The sequence below is a fragment of the Kribbella sp. NPDC051587 genome, assembly GCF_044453945.1.
Classification (GTDB): domain Bacteria; phylum Actinomycetota; class Actinomycetes; order Propionibacteriales; family Kribbellaceae; genus Kribbella.
The window spans coordinates 224,347-240,648 of record NZ_JBITDE010000013.1 but is presented as its reverse complement, the minus strand read 5'-3'; the positions used below and the strand labels follow the sequence as shown (position 1 = coordinate 240,648).

The 16,302-nt window shown below is 67.2% G+C and carries 15 protein-coding genes; 12 read left to right on the top strand and 3 right to left on the bottom strand.

All coding sequences use genetic code 11. The annotated features are described in order from the left end of the window. Positions 1-87: 87 nt before the first annotated feature. Positions 88-591 (top strand): hypothetical protein, encoded by a 504-nt coding sequence (locus ACIA49_RS34675; protein ID WP_396382343.1) that lies wholly within the window; start codon positions 88-90, stop codon positions 589-591. Here the strand turns inward: ACIA49_RS34675 and ACIA49_RS34670 are convergent, their stop codons facing one another. Further along, a complete protein-coding gene (locus tag ACIA49_RS34670) occupies positions 592-1,347 on the bottom strand; it encodes a FadR/GntR family transcriptional regulator (protein WP_396382341.1) in 756 nt (251 codons plus the stop codon). Positions 1,348-1,536: 189 nt separating this feature from the next. Here ACIA49_RS34670 and ACIA49_RS34665 point away from each other — a divergent pair, with 189 nt between their 5' ends. The 9 genes from ACIA49_RS34665 (at position 1,537) to ACIA49_RS34625 (ending at position 11,297) form a co-directional block, all read left to right on the top strand. After that, on the top strand, positions 1,537-3,051 hold the full coding sequence (locus ACIA49_RS34665; protein WP_396382340.1) for an ABC transporter substrate-binding protein: 1,515 nt from the start codon (positions 1,537-1,539) through the stop codon (positions 3,049-3,051). Between the two features lie 4 nt (positions 3,052-3,055). Next, the gene (locus tag ACIA49_RS34660) at positions 3,056-4,006 is read left to right on the top strand and encodes an ABC transporter permease (RefSeq protein WP_396382339.1); all 951 of its coding nucleotides are present in this window, start codon (positions 3,056-3,058) and stop codon (positions 4,004-4,006) included. Then, positions 4,003-4,821, top strand: a complete 819-nt coding sequence (locus ACIA49_RS34655) for an ABC transporter permease (protein ID WP_396382338.1) — start codon at positions 4,003-4,005, stop codon at positions 4,819-4,821. Before ACIA49_RS34660 ends, ACIA49_RS34655 begins: the two co-directional genes overlap by 4 nt. Beyond that, positions 4,818-5,798 (top strand): ABC transporter ATP-binding protein, encoded by a 981-nt coding sequence (locus ACIA49_RS34650; protein WP_396382336.1) that lies wholly within the window; start codon positions 4,818-4,820, stop codon positions 5,796-5,798. The genes ACIA49_RS34655 and ACIA49_RS34650 overlap by 4 nt, the downstream gene beginning before the upstream one ends. After that, a complete protein-coding gene (locus ACIA49_RS34645) occupies positions 5,791-6,639 on the top strand; it encodes an ATP-binding cassette domain-containing protein (RefSeq protein ID WP_396382335.1) in 849 nt (282 codons plus the stop codon). The genes ACIA49_RS34650 and ACIA49_RS34645 overlap by 8 nt, the downstream gene beginning before the upstream one ends. Continuing rightward, entirely contained in the window at positions 6,636-8,069 is a 1,434-nt protein-coding gene (locus ACIA49_RS34640) for an aldehyde dehydrogenase family protein (RefSeq protein WP_396382334.1), read from the top strand. Before ACIA49_RS34645 ends, ACIA49_RS34640 begins: the two co-directional genes overlap by 4 nt. 14 nt (positions 8,070-8,083) lie before the next feature. Beyond that, positions 8,084-8,884, top strand: a complete 801-nt coding sequence (locus ACIA49_RS34635) for an SDR family NAD(P)-dependent oxidoreductase (protein WP_396382332.1) — start codon at positions 8,084-8,086, stop codon at positions 8,882-8,884. 8 nt (positions 8,885-8,892) lie between these two features. Further along, entirely contained in the window at positions 8,893-10,311 is a 1,419-nt protein-coding gene (locus ACIA49_RS34630; RefSeq protein WP_396382330.1) for an amidase, read from the top strand. Between the two features lie 146 nt (positions 10,312-10,457). After that, a complete protein-coding gene (locus ACIA49_RS34625; protein WP_396382329.1) occupies positions 10,458-11,297 on the top strand; it encodes a chitosanase in 840 nt (279 codons plus the stop codon). Positions 11,298-11,315: 18 nt separating this feature from the next. On the opposite strand, the gene ACIA49_RS34620 is transcribed toward ACIA49_RS34625, so the two are convergent. Further along, positions 11,316-12,197, bottom strand: a complete 882-nt coding sequence (locus tag ACIA49_RS34620; protein ID WP_396382328.1) for an NAD(P)-dependent oxidoreductase — start codon at positions 12,195-12,197, stop codon at positions 11,316-11,318. A 107-nt stretch (positions 12,198-12,304) separates the two neighbouring features. Here ACIA49_RS34620 and ACIA49_RS34615 point away from each other — a divergent pair, with 107 nt between their 5' ends. Then, positions 12,305-12,685 carry a winged helix-turn-helix transcriptional regulator gene (locus ACIA49_RS34615; protein WP_396382327.1) on the top strand — a complete coding sequence of 127 codons (381 nt, stop codon included), beginning with the start codon at positions 12,305-12,307 and terminating at the stop codon, positions 12,683-12,685. A gap of 39 nt (positions 12,686-12,724) precedes the next feature. After that, the gene (locus tag ACIA49_RS34610) at positions 12,725-14,605 is read left to right on the top strand and encodes a hypothetical protein (protein ID WP_396382326.1); all 1,881 of its coding nucleotides are present in this window, start codon (positions 12,725-12,727) and stop codon (positions 14,603-14,605) included. A gap of 84 nt (positions 14,606-14,689) precedes the next feature. On the opposite strand, the gene ACIA49_RS34605 is transcribed toward ACIA49_RS34610, so the two are convergent. Continuing rightward, positions 14,690-16,183, bottom strand: a complete 1,494-nt coding sequence (locus tag ACIA49_RS34605; protein WP_396382324.1) for an alpha-N-arabinofuranosidase — start codon at positions 16,181-16,183, stop codon at positions 14,690-14,692. Between the last annotated feature and the right edge of the window lie 119 nt (positions 16,184-16,302).

The following is a 16,302-nucleotide window of genomic DNA, read 5'->3' as shown; positions in this document are numbered from 1 at the left end:
GACAATTCCGTGACGGTGCCGCGTCAGGTGCTATGGCCTGGTCGGCAGCAGGAGTACAACGGAAAGTGACTGCGAAGGGAGCCACGCATGACCTACGACGTGGTGGTGCTCATCGAGCGGGAGATGAGTGAGGGCGACGCGCGCCGCGTTGCCGCCCTGCACGCAAGGCACGAAGAAACCGTCAACTACCACCTACTGGTCTCCAGTCATCCGGAGCGCGGGTTCGGTGGTCCGATGGCCTTACTGGGAACGACGTTCGCCGATGTGGCCGGTCTGAGTGGCCCACCGGGAAGCGCCCCGTCCGGAACGGCGACCGCGACACTCGCCGATCCGGATCTCGACATGGCCTCCGTCATCGAACACAGTGCGCGCCTGCTGCGCGCGGCAAGTCGCTATCCGGTGCAGGTCTCGATCACGCATGGCGAGGTGCTGCTCGCACTGAAGTCGCTGGTCATGCGGAGCGGTGGCCAGGAGGTTGTGGTGGTCGCCTGGCCGGAGACCGCGGCCCGATTCCTCTGCTCCGACTGGGCCGCCAAGGCACGCAAGGTCCTGAAGGTACCGAGAGTCCGAATCCTCGAGCACGACAACTAGCTAGTCGGTGAGTGCCCGGAGCGCATCGCGTTCGCCTTCGGGCACATAGCCTGCGTAGTAGTCGTACATGTTCTGCCGAGCGATCCGGGCGGCGGCGTGACCGTCGCCGGAGCGAATGGCGTCAACGACTTCTGAGTGGTGCTGCAGTGATTCCAGCATCAGCGCCCGGCTGTTCGGCGCGTGCGCGATCTTGTCCGAGATCAGACTCAGTACGACGCCGCGCACGACCTCGTTGCACGTTTGGATCAGCGAGTTGCGGGCGATCCGCGCGATCACGTCGTGGAAGGTCAGGTCGGCCTCGCTGAACGCGGTGAAGTCGACGTCGATCGCTGTCCGCATCGCGACCAGCGTCTCCTCGAGCTCTGCGAGCTGCTCCGGCGTCCGCAGCTGCGACGCGACCTGGATCGCCGCGCCGTCCATGATCATCCGGAACCCGATCAGCTCGGCCAAGGTCAGCTCGTCCACTCGCGCGAGCCGGACCATCTGCTTGCGCAACGCGATCGAGGAGAACGGCAGGATCTCCGGACCGTTCGGGTCACCGGGCCGCGACCGGACGACGCCGTTGCTCTCCAGCACCCGCAGCGCCTCGCGAACCGTGGACCGGCTGACCGCGAACTGGCTGACCAGCTCTCGTTCGCTCGGCAGCCGCTGACCTGGCGCGAGCTCGCCCTTGGCCAGCGCGTCCTCGACCTGCTCGACGATCCGCTGGTAGGCGCGCACGGGCTGGACCGGCTGGAACCGCAGTCCCTCAGCCATGCAGTCACCCCATTTCGCCTTGACAGACCACTCGGTAGCGACAAACCTAGTGGCCGACTGACACCTAGTCCACTGGTCAGACCAGTCACAGCTGGACGGCGAAGCCCGCCGTAGTGCGTGCCCGGGTCCGGCCGGAGCGGACCGGGTCGGCAGAATGCGGCGAGAGTCCGGTGATCTGGAGGAGTTCGCGTGAAGTCGTACACCACTCGAGCGGTCGCGTTCGTCGCCTCCGCCGCACTACTGGCCCTCACCGCCTGTTCGGCCGGTTCCAGTACGTCGGGCGGTGGCGCGACGACCGGTGCTGATCAGTCACTGTCACTCGGCCTGGTCGCGGAGCCGGCCAGCCTCGACTTCACCACCACCGACGGGGCGGCGATCCCGCAGGTGCTGCTCGGCAACGTCTACGAGAGCCTGGTCAAGCAGGACGACTCCGGCAAGATCGTGCCCTCGCTGGCGAAGTCCTGGACCGTGTCGCCGGACCGCAAGACCTACACGTTCGACCTGGTCGACAATGCGAAGTTCACCAACGACAAGCCGTTCACCGCGGCCGATGCGGTCTTCAGCATCAACCGGGTGAAGACGGCGTGGACGACCTCGCTCAAGTCCGCGATGGACGTCGTCACCGAGGCCAAGGCGTTGTCGCCGACGCAGCTGCAGGTGACGCTGACCAAGCCGAGCAACGGCTGGCTGTTCCGGATGACGACCCGGATCGGGGCGATGTTCTCCGAGACCGGGGTGAGCGCGCTGGCCACGGCGCCGATCGGCACCGGGCCGTACAAGTTCTCGAAGTGGAACCGCGGCGACTCGATCGTGCTGCAGCGCAACGACGCCTACTGGGGGACCAAGCCGTCCTTCCAGCAGATCACGCTGAAGTACTTCAAGGACCCGACCGCGCTGAACAACGCGCTGCTCACCGGCACGATCAACGTGATCACCACGGTGCAGGCGCCGGAGGCGCTCAGCCAGTTCACCAGCAACGCGAAGTACCAGGTGATCGAGGGGACGACGAACGGCGAGGTGCTGCTGTCGTTCAACAACTCCAAGCCGGTCTTCAAGGACGTCCGCACGCGGCAGGCGATCCGGCAGGCGATCGACCACAAGGCCTTGCTGGACACGTGTTTCGCCGGGCGCGGCAAGCTGATCGGGTCCATGGTCCCGCCGACCGACCCGTGGTACGAGGACCTCACCGGGGTCGCGCCGTACGACGTGGCGAAGGCGAAGTCGTTGCTGCAGGCCTCTGGCGCGGCCGGCGCCACACTGCGGCTGCGGCTGCCCACCCTGCCGTACGCGACCTCGTGTGGCCAGGTAGTGAAGAGCCAGCTGGAGCAGGTCGGGCTGAAGGTGCAGATCGACCAGCTGGAGTTCCCGGCCGCTTGGCTGACCACGGTCCTCAAGAACGCCGACTACGACATGTCGATCATCGCGCACGTCGAGCCGCGTGACCTCGGTGCTGTGTTCAACCCGACGTACTACACGCGCTACAACGACCCCACGTTGCAGCAGTACCTGGCCGCGGCGGATGCGGGTGACGAGGCCGCGCAGCTCGACAACATGAAGAAGGCGGCCCGGCGGATCTCTGAGCAGGCGGCGGGGGACTGGCTGTTCCTGCTGCCGAACCTGATCGTCGCGGACAAGAACCTGACCGGTCTGCCGCAGAACGCGATCACCGAGAACTTCGACCTGTCCCGTCTCGCCCGGTCGTGACACCGTGATTCTTCGCCTGATCGAGCGCACCGGTGTGCTCTTGGTCAGTCTTGGAGTCAGCTCGGTGCTGGTCTTCGGGTTCATGGCAGTACTGCCCGGAGACCCAGCCCGGGTCGCACTGGGCGTGAACGCGTCAGATGAGGCAGTGGCCGAGTTGCGGCGCCAGTTCGGGCTCGACCGGTCGCTGCCGGTGCAGTACTTCGATTGGCTCGGCGGACTGCTCCGGGGCGACCTCGGTACGTCGTACGTGTCGAAGGCTGCGATCGGACCGCAGGTGTTCGACCGGTTCCAGGTGACACTGCTCCTGGTGCTTGCGGGGATGCTGATCGCACTGGTGCTCGCCGTACCGGCTGGCACCGTGATGGCGGCGCGGCACCGGCGGCTGTCCGGGGTAGCGCTCTCTGCGCTCTCTCAGGTGGGTGTCGCCGTACCGGCGTTCCTGGCAGGCATCCTGCTGATCATGGTGTTCGCAGTGAAGCTTGGCTGGCTTCCGGCGAACGGATGGACGCCGCCGGCTCAGGACCCTGGGATGTTCCTGCGCCAGTTACTGCTGCCTGCCTTGTCGCTTGGGCTGGTGCAGGGCGCTGTGCTGACCCGGTACGTGCGCAGTGCGGTGCTGGACGTGCTGCGGGAGGACTACCTCCGTACGGCGCGTGCGAAGGGGCTGCGGCCGTTTCCGGCGTTGTGGCGCCACGGTCTGCGCAACGCCGCCGTACCGGTCGTCACTGTGCTCGGTCTGCAGCTCGCAACGCTGCTGATCGGCGCTGTGGTCGTGGAACGCGTCTTCGTCATCCCTGGGCTTGGCAGCCTGCTGCTGGATGGGGTGTCACAGCGGGACCTGATTCTGGTGCAGGACGTCGTCATGGTGCTGGTCGTCGCCGTACTGCTGGTCAACTTCCTGGTCGACCTCCTGTACGTCGCTCTCGACCCGCGACTGCGGACGGGGGCGCGATGAGGCGCCTGAACCCGAGCCTGGTCGCAGGTGGCGTGATTGTCGGTGTGATCGTCGTGGTGGCGTTGCTGTCCTTCGTCTGGACGCCGTACGACGCGACGTTCGTGAACCCGTCGGTGCGGTTGGCCCTGCCGTCGTGGGAGCACTGGTTCGGGACGGACAAGTTCGGACGGGACGTGCTCAGCCAAATCATGGTGGGGTCGCGGACCACGCTGTTCGTCGGTGTGGTCGCGGTGGGCGTGGCTGCGGTGATCGGCGTACCGCTGGGTGTGTTGGCCGCGATGACTCCGCGGTGGCCGTCTGAGCTGATCATGCGGACCAATGACTTGCTCCTGGCGTTTCCGGCGCTTTTGCTGGCGATCATGTTCGGCGCCGTCTTCGGTGCGAGCACGCTGACCGCAATGGTTGCCATCGGCATCGCTTCGGTGCCGAGCTTCGCGCGGGTGATCCGGAGTGGCGCACTGCAGGTGATGCGAACCGAGTACGTGCTTGCCGCTCGGGCAGCCGGCCGGAAGCCCTTCCCGATCGCTCTCCGGCATGTGCTGCCGAACGTGACCAGCCTGGTGACGGTGCAGGCGTCGGTGTCGTTCGCGATCGCCGTTCTCGCTGAGGCAGCGCTCTCTTTCCTTGGCTATGGGACTCCGCCGCCGACGCCGTCGTGGGGTCGGATGCTGCAGGAAAGTCAGGAGTTCTTGTTCAGCGCTCCGCGGCTCGCGGTCTTCCCTGGTGTGGCGATCGCGATCGCCGTCCTGGGGTTCAATCTGCTCGGCGACGGTCTGCGTGACCGCTTCGATCCCAAGTTGGAGGATCGGCGATGACGGCCGACGTACTCCGTGTCCAGGGGCTCAATGTTGCCGTTGGCAACACCAGCCTCGTCTCCGACGTCGATCTGACCGTCGGTCCGGGGGAGCGGGTCGGGCTGATCGGCGAGTCCGGCTCGGGTAAGTCGCTCACCGCGCTCAGCATCCTCGGTCTCCTTCCGGATGACGTGGTTGCCTCCGGCTCGATCCGGCTGAGCGGTGTCGACCACGATCTGGTCGGCGCCGACGAGAGAGCGCTATCTCGGATCCGCGGCCGTGATCTCACGATGGTCTTCCAGGAACCGATGACCGCGCTCAACCCGACGATGCGCATCGGCGACCAGATCGCCGAGATCATGCTGATCCACGACGCCCAACCGACCCGGTACGCCGCCCGCGCGGCCGCCGCCGACCTGCTCGACCGCGTCGAGCTCCCGGCCGACCTCCTGCGCGCCTACCCGCACCAACTCTCCGGCGGTCAACGCCAACGCGTCGTCCTCGCTATCGCCCTGGCCAACGACCCCGCTCTCTTGATCTGCGACGAACCCACGACCGCTCTGGACGTCACCGTCCAGGCCCTCGTCCTCGACCTGATCGTCCAAGGAGTCCTGGCCCGCTCATCGGCCCTCCTCTTCATCACCCACGACCTCGCGGTCGTCGCCACGGTCTGCGAACGCGTGCTCGTCATGTACGGCGGCCGGGTGGTCGAATCCGGTCCCGTCCACGAGGTCTTCACCAATCCCCGGCACCGCTATACCCAAGGTCTCCTGGCTGCATCCAACCTCGAGGCCGCCGCTCTGGATACGGGCGCAGGGCGACGCCGCCTCACGACCATCCCGGGCACCGTTCCGTCGGCCGGGCACTTCCCGTCTGGCTGCGTCTTCCGCAACCGCTGCGCCCATGCCACCGACGTCTGCGCCACTACCCCCGCGTGGTCCGGAACCTCCACCACCGGCTATGCCTGCCACCACCCAGCCGGAGTCACTGATGCCTGACGCGCCCGCAGTACAGGTGATCGATGTGGTCCGTGACTACCCGCGGCCGCGCACCTCTTTGCTGAAGCCGGCGCCGGTCGTGCACGCTCTCCGTGGTGTGAGCCTCGAGGTCAGGCAGGGCGAACGATTCGGCATCGTCGGCGAATCCGGTTGCGGCAAGTCGACTCTGCTCCGCCTGATCGCCGCTCTCGACCGGCCCACCTCCGGCCAGGTAGTTGTCGAAGGCACCGATATCACCAGCCTTCCCGAGCGCCGGTTGCGGTTCCTGCGCGAGAACCTTCAGCTCGTCTTCCAGGACCCGATGAGCTCCCTCGACCCGCGCATGCGCGTCCGCGACATCATCGCCGAACCGCTTGTCGTCCAAGGTCATCCCGCCTCGGGAGAGCGCGTTCGCGAGTTGCTGGAGGCGGTCGGTCTGCCCGCCGACGCGGGGGATCGCTACCCTCACCAGTTCTCCGGCGGTCAGCGCCAGCGCATCTCCATCGCGCGTGCGCTCGCCCCGCGCCCCCGCATCCTGATCGCCGACGAACCGGTGAGCGCTCTCGACGTTTCCGTCCGTGCCCAGGTCCTCAACGTCATCTCCGACCTCGTCGACGAACTCGACCTCACGCTGATCTTCGTCTCTCACGACCTCTCCGTGGTCAAGCACGTCTGCGACCGCGTCGCCGTCATGCACGCCGGCCAGATCGTCGAGACCGGACCCACCACCGACGTGTACGCCGATCCCCAGCACCCGTACACGCAACGCCTGGTCTCCGCGATCCCGACTCTTGAAAGAGCGCTCTCCGGCGCGACCACAGCGGACCTGCTCGACCAGCCCTCGAAGGGAGAGACCGCGTGAAGTTCCCGTCCGGCCTACCGATCGGCGAATCCTGGATCGAGGCCCCCACCACCGCCCCGGTGATCTTCCCGTACGACGGTTCCACGATCGCCGAAGCGCCGGTCGGCACCACGGAGCTGGCCCGCCGAGCCCTCGACCACGCGGTCGCTGTCCGGGAGACGGTCGGCCGACTCCCGTCGTACCTGCGCCGGAACGTCTTACAGGCAACGCATTCCGCCGTTCGCGCCGAGCGCGATGCCTTCGTCGACCTCCTCGTTCTCGAGACCGGCAAACCGCTTGTCGACTGCCGGGTGGAGATCGATCGAACCCTGCTCACGCTGGAGACCGCGGCCGAGGAGGTCGCCCGCCTCCACGGCGAAACCGTTCCGCTGGATCTCCTCCCCAGCGGCGAAGGACTCCTCGGCTTCTGGACCCGCAGGCCGATCGGCGTCGTCGTCGGCATCACCGGCTTCAACTACCCGTTGCTTCTCGCCGCGCACAAGATCGCCCCGGCGTTCGCCGCCGGTTGCCCGATCATCGTGAAGCCGGCTCCGCAGACCCCGCTCGCAACCCTCTGGCTCGTCCACCTCATGCGTTCCGCGCTGCTTGAGGCGGGAGCGCCAGAGAGCGCTCTCCAGTTGCTCACCGGCGGAGCTGACGTCGGCGCAACCCTCACCACCGACAACCGAATCGGCGCGGTCTCCTTCACTGGCTCGGCAGCTGTCGGTCACCAGATCGCTCGCGATGCCGCGCCGACCAAGGTGCTGCTCGAACTCGGTTCGAACTCAGCCCTGGTCGTCGCTGAGGACGCCGACCTCGACGCGGCTGCCGACGCCATCATCCGAGGCGGCTACTACGCGTCGGGCCAAGCCTGCATCTCCGTCCAGCGCGTACTCGCCGTCGAGTCGATTCGTCAACCCCTGCTGGAGAAACTCGGCGCCCGCTTGCCGACCGTCGTCGTCGGCGATCCACGCGACCCCGCCACTCGGGTGTCCGCACTCATCGACCCTCGCTCGACCGCCCGGGTCCGCGATTGGGTCGACGACGCCGTACACGCGGGTGCAACCATCGCGTATGCCGCCGAGGGGGACATCCTCGGTCCGATCGTGCTGACCGACGTACCGTCCGGACAGCCGGCCTGGGACGAGGAGATCTTCGGTCCCGTGATCGCCGTGCGTTCCGTTCCCGATCTGGAGAGCGCTTTCGCGACCGTGAACGCGTCGCGCTACGGCCTGCACGCCAGCGTCTTCACCGCCTCCCTCGACACGGCCTTCGCCGCGATCGACCAGCTCGAGGTCGGGGGAGTGGTGATCAACGAGGTCCCCGGTTTCCGCTCCGACGTCATGCCGTACGGCGGCGTCAAGGACTCCGGCATCGGCCGCGAGGGTCCACGCTTCGCGATCGAAGAACTGACCACCACCCGAATGGCGATCATCCGCCCCCGTCCCTGAGAGGTGAACCGGCTATGACGGACTACGCGAACCTCTTCCGCCTCGACGGCAAGCATGCGCTGGTGATCGGCGCCGGCAGCGGAATCGGCCGAGAGAGCGCTCTAGCCCTCTCCGCCCACGGTGCCCAGGTCACCTGCGCGGACCGCGATCTCGCGGCGGCCGAGTCAACTGCGTCGACCCGGGACCTCACCGTCGCCGGCGAACTCGGTACGCCGCACATCTCGGCGTACCAGCTGGATGTCCTTGACGACGACGCGATCACCCGAGCCGTCGCGGAGCTCGATCCCGTCGACGTCCTGGTGTTCACCGCCGCGACCAACGTGCGGAAGCGGATTCTCGACTACACCATGGACGAGTTCGACCGCGTCGTCTCGCTCAACCTGCGGGCGTCGTTCCAGCTGATCCGTGCCTTCGGCCAACAGATGGCCGAGCGGGGGAGCGGCAGCATCATCGGCTTCAGCTCCATCCGCGGTACGACGGTCGAGCCCGGGCAATCCGTCTATGCGGCCACCAAGGCCGGTCTCGTCCAACTCCTCCGCACTGCCGCCGCCGAACTCGGCCCGGCCGGAGTCCGTGCCAACGCGATCGCCCCCGGCGTCGTCGAGACCCCGCTCACCGCGCAGATCAAGGCCAATCCAGCCTGGTACGACGCGTATGCCCAGAAGGGAGCGCTCTCCCGGTGGGCTCAACCGAGTGAACTCGCCGGCGCCGTCGTCTACCTGGCCTCCGATGCCGCCAGCTTCGTCACGGGCAGCGTCCTCGCCGTCGACGGTGGCTGGACCGCAGTCGACGGCCGCTTCGATCCCCCGAACTAGGAGCGACTATGAGTCTCGCCGACCTGACCGCGACCGAGCTGCTGATCCGCTACCGAGAGCGCTCTCTGTCGCCCGTCGAGGTGATCGAGGACGTACTCGCCCGGGTCGACGAACTCGAACCGAGCATCTGCGCGACCTACGCTCTCGACCCGGCCGGCGCTCGCGCCGCGGCCCGCGAGTCCGAGGGCCGTTGGCGTGATGGCACGGCCGGCCGGCTGGACGGCGTACCGGTCACTGTCAAAGAGAACATCGCCACCCGCGGAACCCCAGTCCCACAAGGGACCGCCGCCACTGAACTCATTCCCGCTGCCGAAGACGCGCCCGCGCCCGCCCGCCTGCGCGAGGCCGGCGCGGTCATCTTCAGCAAGACGACCATGCCGGAGTACGGGATGCTCTCGTCCGGTGTCTCGACCTTCCACCATCTGACCCGCAACCCCTGGGACGTCTCGAAGACCGCTGGCGGTTCGAGCGCCGGAGCCGCAGCTGCCGCGGCGGCGGGGTATGGCCCGATCCATATCGGTACCGACATCGGTGGCTCGATCCGTCTCCCGGCCGGATGGTGCGGCCTCGTCGGACTCAAACCCACCCATGGCCGGATCGCGGTCGGAAATCCCTACCCAGGAAGGGCGATCGGCCCGCTCACCCGTACTGCGGCCGACGCAGCTTTGGCCCTGTCGGTGCTGTCGGGCTACGACCCGCGCGACCACACGTCGTACCCGCTGGCACCGGACAACGCGACGTACGCCGAGATCTTCAAGAACGCGTCGAGAACGCGAGGGAGCGCTCTCCGCGTTGCTCTCTTGCTGGATGCCGGACTAGGCCTCCCGGTCGATCCCGAGGTCGCTGCCGCCGTCTCTGCGGTCGCCGCCGTCTTCGAGAAGGCCGGCGCGATCGTCGAACCGATCGGCCCGATCATCACCCGCGAGATGCTCGACGGCCTCGACCGGTTCTGGCGGATCCGCTCCGCCACCGATATCGCGGCCCTGCCCGAGGAACGCCGAGCAAAGGTTCTCCCGCAGATCCGAGACTGGGTCTCCACCGCAGGCGAACTGACCGGCTCCGACGTCTTCAACGGCTACAGCCAGATGGGCGCGATGGCCGCCGCCGTCACCACGGTCTTCACGGCGTACGACGTCATTCTGTCCCCGGTCGCCCCGATCACCGCGTTCCCGGCCGAACTCGCCTATCCCACCGACGACCCGGCGAAGCCTTTCGAACACATTGCCTTCACCGTGCCCTACAACATGTCCGCCCACCCGGCGACCACCTTGAACGCTGGTTGGTCCACGAGCGGTCTCCCCATCGGCGCCCAACTCGCCGTACCGCATCACCATGACATGACCGCGCTGGCCCTCGCCGAGTACGCAGATAGCGCTCTCTCCGATCACCATCCCTGGCCGACCCGGGGTTCCGCCGGCAACTCCTGAACCTGGCGAATTTGGATAGCGCTCTCCCAGCGCACGGCCCGCTGCCGCCGGCGATCACTACAGATCGAGCTCTGGTCAGCACTGACCGTTATCTGATAGGAAACCTTCCTGTTAGATAATGAAACCGCTCTCACAGGGAGACTCCAGTGCGCACCCGCCCCGTATCCGCGGCCTTCGCTGCCATCGCTCTGCTGGCCACCGGCCTCACCGCTACCAACGTCTTCGAGTCCACCTCGTTGCCCAATGCATCATCCACTTCGGTGAACGGCGCCGCGGCCCTTGCCGGCCTGGACGATCCGGCCAAGAAGGACATCGCCATGCAACTCGTGTCCAGTGCGGAGAACTCGTCCCTGGACTGGCGAGCGCAGTACAAGTACATCGAGGACATCCACGACGGCCGCGGGTACACCGGCGGGATCATCGGCTTCACCTCGGGAACCGGCGACATGCTCGAGTTGGTCGAGCTCTACACGAACCGCAAGCCCGGCAACCCGTTGGCCGGCTACCTCCCCGCGCTGCGCGCAGTGAACGGCAGCGACTCGCTCGAGGGACTCGACGGCTATCCGCAGGCGTGGGAGGAGGCTGCGCAGGACCAGGCGTTCCAGCAGGCCCAGAACGACGAGCGGGACCGGGTCTACTTCAATCCGGCCGTGCAGCGCGGCAACTCGGACGGCGTCGGCACGCTCGGCCAATTCATCTACTACGACGCGCTGGTGGTGCACGGCGACGGGAGCGATCCCACCACGTTCAGCTCGATCCGCAACCGGGCGAAGGCCCGCGCGGCCACCCCGGCCGATGGTGGAGACGAGACCACCTATCTGAACGCGTTCCTCGACGAGCGGGTGTGGGCGATGAAGCAGGAGCCGGCGCACGAAGACACCAGCCGGATCGACACCGCCCAGCGGGTCTTCCTCGACAACGGCAACCTCAACCTCAACACGCCGCTCGACTGGCATGTCTACGGCCAGCCGTTCCACATCTCCTGACCACAGCGCCCAGGGTCACTAGCGCGGACTGCGGATTCCGTCGATGATGCGGGTCCAGTTGTCGCCTCCGTGCCCATCCTCGATCGCACGGAGGTAGTGCGCCCGCACCGCCTCGGGAAGCGCGACGTCGATACCGGCCGCCGCACTCGCACCGACGATGTGGTCGGCGGTCGCGCCCATCATGGTGATCGTGCTCAGGTCTCCAGGATGCTTGCCGGCATCGATGTCCGCGCCAAGGTTCTCGGCACCAGCGGTCAGCATGTCCGGGATACCGCGGACCGACTGGAGGAGCTCCGGCACAGCCTCGGCCGCGGTCAGTCCCGCCGTACCGAGTAGTGCTGTTGCGTGCATCAGCGACGAAAGCGTGGTCAGGAAGACGTCGAGCTGAGCCTGGTACATCAGCTGTGCCAGGCCCGGATCCTCGCCCAGATACCGCGGGGCGCCGATCAGAGAGAGCGCTCCCCGGTGTTTCTCGAAGACCGCCCGAGGTCCGCTGTAGTAGACGTACGCCTGATCGGTGCCGACCATCGGCGCGGGGATCATCACGCCGCCGGTCAGGAACGTCGCACCATGACTGGCCGCCCACTCCGCAGCCGAGCGCGTGCGATCGGGGGTATCAGAGCTGAGGTTGACGATGGTGCGGCCGGTCAACGAACCGGCGGCAGGCTCCAGTACGTCGTACATGGCCTGGTAGTCGGTGAGGCTGAGGATCACGAGGTCGCCGGCCGCGAGAGCGCTCTCCGGGCTCGAAGCGAGAACGGCGCCGTCGGCAACGACTCCGGCGGCACGGGACGCGGTCCGGTTCCAGACGGTCACCGGATGCCCGGCCGCGAGCAGCGTGCGGACCATGGCCTGTCCCATGGGGCCGAGGCCGATGAGCGTGACTGGAGTGCGGGGCATGAGGCTCCTTGGTTGTTCGGTGGTAGCACCATGCTCAGCTGACGCTTAGGATTCCGGAAGTACGCACTATTTTCTGCGGTACTTACTTTTTGGTGGGTGGGGTTCGGATGACCAAGTCGACCCGGCAAGGCCCGTACATCTGCGGCATCGACGCGGCGCTCGATGTCGTCAGCGGCAAGTGGAAGGGCCTCATCCTCTGGGAGCTCGACGCGCACGGCATCCGCCGGTTCGCCGAGCTGCGGCGCGGGCTCCCCGGAGTGAGCGAGAAGATGCTGACCCAGCACCTGCGCGAGATGGAGCACGACGGCCTGGTGATCAGGACCGTGTACGCCGAGGTCCCGCCGCGGGTGGAGTATTCGCTCACCGACGACGGCCGCGCGCTCAACGGCGCCCTCGCACCGCTCGGTCGCTGGGGCTCGGCCCGGATCCGCAGCCAGGGAATCCCGATGGTCGAACATGACGACGCCGCGGCGATGCCCCGCCCCTGATCTAGGCTCATCCGATCACCGAACGCTGGAGTGACAAGGATGGACCTCTATCGTTTCGAGCCGGCCAACCGCACCGTCACGCCGCTCGGCCCGGCCGTCACCGGCACTCCGCTTACCGGCGCCACCAACGACAACACAGCCAGCCGGTACGTCGTCACCCGCGGCCTCGCCCCATGCGCCGTGGCCGAGATCGAGCTGCACGGCGAACCCTCCGTACGACGGCGAGTGAGCCTGCCGAACGGTCATGGCGGCTGGGGGATTGCCACCTCCGACACAGCGGTGTTCGTCGGCACCTATCCAACGGCCCACGTGTACCGCTGGGATCCGCTCTCCGGCGCCGTCACCACCTTCGGCCGGCTCGGCGAGGAGGAGTTCGTCTTCCCGCTGGCCTTCGGCCCCGGCCAGCGGCTGTACGCCGGTACCTATCCCGGCGGAAAGGTATTCGAGCTCGACGAGGCCACAGGCGATGTCCGGGACCTGGGCTCGCCGTTGCCATCAGCAACCTATGTCCGGGCGCTCGCGGCCAGCCCGGAGAACCCGCTGATTCACATCGGCACCGGTTGCCCAGCAAGTCTTCTCACCATGGACCCGGCCACGGGCGAGACGCAGCGCCTACCGATCCCCGAACTGGCCACCGAAGACTTCGTCTACGCCCTCGCAGTCACCGATGAGCTCATTGCTCTAGGCACCGAACCCGGCGGGCTGTTGATCGTCATCGACCGCCAGGCAGCGCTGAAGCAACAGGTCGCCGAAACCCACGAACGAACGATCGACACGCTCGCCATCGACGGTCACGTCGTCTGGTGCACCGCCAGGCCGAGCGGTTCCCTCTTCCGCTACGACACCGTCACGCAGCAACTCGATCAGGTCTGTACGCCGCTGCCCGGTCAAGAGACCCGGAGCCTCATGGTCGACCCCGACGGCGTGTGCGGAATCTCCGGCGGCGGCCAGTTCTGGCGCTGGTCAGGCCAGAGCGCGACCGTCGTCGACCTCGGTCAGCAAGGGCTCCCCGCCCACGTCGAGCCGCCGCAATCGCTCTGCACACTACAAAACGAGATCCTTGTCGGCGGCAACTTCGGCCTTTGCGTCCATCGCCCGACCGAGCGAACCATGCGCCGGTTCGTGGTCGACGGCGAACCCAAGGCGATGATCTCGACCGGTGACGCCGCCTACCTCGCGCTGTATCCCGGCGCCGGCATCTGCCGCTACGACCCCGAGGCCCAGCAGATCACCCAGGTCGGGAAGATCGGTGGCCTGTCGAACCGCCCTCGTGACATCGCCTGGTCGCCCGACCACGACCACGTCCTGGTCGCCACCCGCAATCAGTACGGCCATCGCGGCGGGGCACTCGCCGTCGTCACGACGGCGACCGGCGCGATCCAACGGTACGACGATCTCCTCGGAGATAACGCTCTCTCGTCGCTCGCGCTCGATCCCAGCGACGCCCGAACGGTGATCATCGGCAGCGAAACGATTGCCGACGGGCTACCACGGCGAAGCGAGAACGCGATGATCGCCGCGTTCGATCTCGTCGAACGACGCCTCCTCTGGACCTGGCAGCCGCTCGACGAGGTCACGCAGTACACGAGCCTGACCTGGCACCACAACCTCCTGTACGGCGTCACTCGCGACGGCCGCCTGTTCGCTGCCGCACCCGAAACCCGGAGTCTCGTCGCGCTCGAACACGTGGACGCGACCGAGCCGGGCCGACTGCTGTCCACCGGCGATCGCCTGTACCTCGCGACCGAAGACGCAGTCCTCCTGATCGAGCCGGATCTGAAGACATCAACGATCCTCACCGGCCTGGCGAGTGAGTGGCACAACTCCCCACAACTCGCCGCGGACCCGACCACCGGCGACCTCTACCTCTGCGGGACCACGCCACAACTCGGGGGTGCGCACATCCGCCAGGGGCCGTGAACAAGGAATGCCCTGTTCACGGCCACCGGATCTTGTTCAAGCCCCCGCGAGCGCCGTACTAACTCACCCCCGGCGAGCGGCGTACTAGCTCAACGAGAGCGAGACGGTGACATACGAGTGGGGCGGCAGTTCCAAGGCCAGACCGGCCGGGTGCGGAGTGACGTCCCGGAACGCCTGTGGGACAACGGCGTCCGGGTTGGCCGGGTCGTTGTGAGCCTGTGGCGTCTTGGCGGACAAGATGCGGGCGGTGTGACCGGACACCTGCCGGCCGCGAAGATCAAGGACCACCGACTGAGACTGCTCGGCGTCCAGGTTCGACAGGGAGATCAGCGCGGTGTCGTCCTTGGTCGAGGCCGACGCGGAGAGCATGCCGAGGCCGTCGCGGCTGGGAGCGTCAAGGAGATGAACCGCCAGGCTGTCGGCGTCATGGTGGCCCGTGTTCATCTCGAAGACGTGGTACGTCGGGGTCCGCACCAGCGCGCCGGTGTCCGGATCGGTGAGGATCATCGCCTGCAGGACGTTGACGGTCTGCGCGATATTGGCCATCGTCAGTCGTGCGGCATGCCGGTGGAAGGTGTCGAAGTGCAGGCTCGCGACCAGCGCGTCCCGGATGGTGTTCTGCTGGTACAGGAAGCCAGGATTGGTGCCCTCGGCAACGTTCCACCAGGTGCCCCACTCGTCGAGGACGAGGCCGACCTTGCCGCACGGGTCGAACATGTCCATCACCGTCGAGTGCCGGCGGAGCAGTTCGTCGATCGTGCCGGCCTTCGCCAGGGTCGCGTAGTACTCGTCGAGGGTGAAGTCGGTGGCGTGGCCCTTGTTCTCCCAGTCGCCGGCGATCGTGTAGTAGTGCAACGAGATCGCCTGCAGCGGTCCCTTGCCGCAGCCGCCGATCGTGCGCATCAGCGTCTCGGTCCACGCGTAGTCGTCGGAGTTCGCGCCGGCCGCGACCCGGTAGAGCTTGTTGTCGCCGTGGTCGCGGCAGTAGGTCGCGTACTGCCGCGCCAGGTCGGCGTACGCCTCGGCGCGCATGTTGCCGCCGCATCCCCAGGACTCGTTGCCCACACCCCAGAACGGGATCCGCCATGGCTCGTCCCGGCCGTTGGCACGACGCAGGTCCGTCATCGGGGACGCACCGACACCTGTCAGGTAGTCGACCCACTCGCGCATCTCGCGGACCGAACCCGAGCCGACGTTGCCGCTGATGTAAGGATCGGCCCCGAGTAGTTCGCAGAGGTCGAGGAACTCGTGCGTGCCGAAGCTGTTGTCCTCGACAACATTGCCCCAGTGCGTGTTGACCATCGTCGGCCGCTGGTCGCGCGGGCCGACCCCGTCGCGCCAGTGGTACTCGTCGGCGAAGCAGCCGCCCGGCCAGCGCAGGTTCGGAATCCGCAGCGCGCGCAGCGCCTCGACGACATCGGTCCGGATACCGCGGACGTTCGGGATCGCCGAGTCCTCGCCGACCCAGAACCCGCCGTAGATGCAGCGCCCGAGGTGCTCGGCGAAGTGCCCGTAGAGATGGCGGCTGATCCGGGCTCCGGGCAGGTCAAGGTCGACAACCGCGCGCGTGGTGGTCACAAGTCAGTCCTCCGGTCGATGCTGTGAGCGCGCCAAGTATATCGATAAACAATTCCACCGTCCGGCCCGCTCTTGACCCTCGATCGAACGCGCACCTACATTCGTCGAAGCGCTTCGAC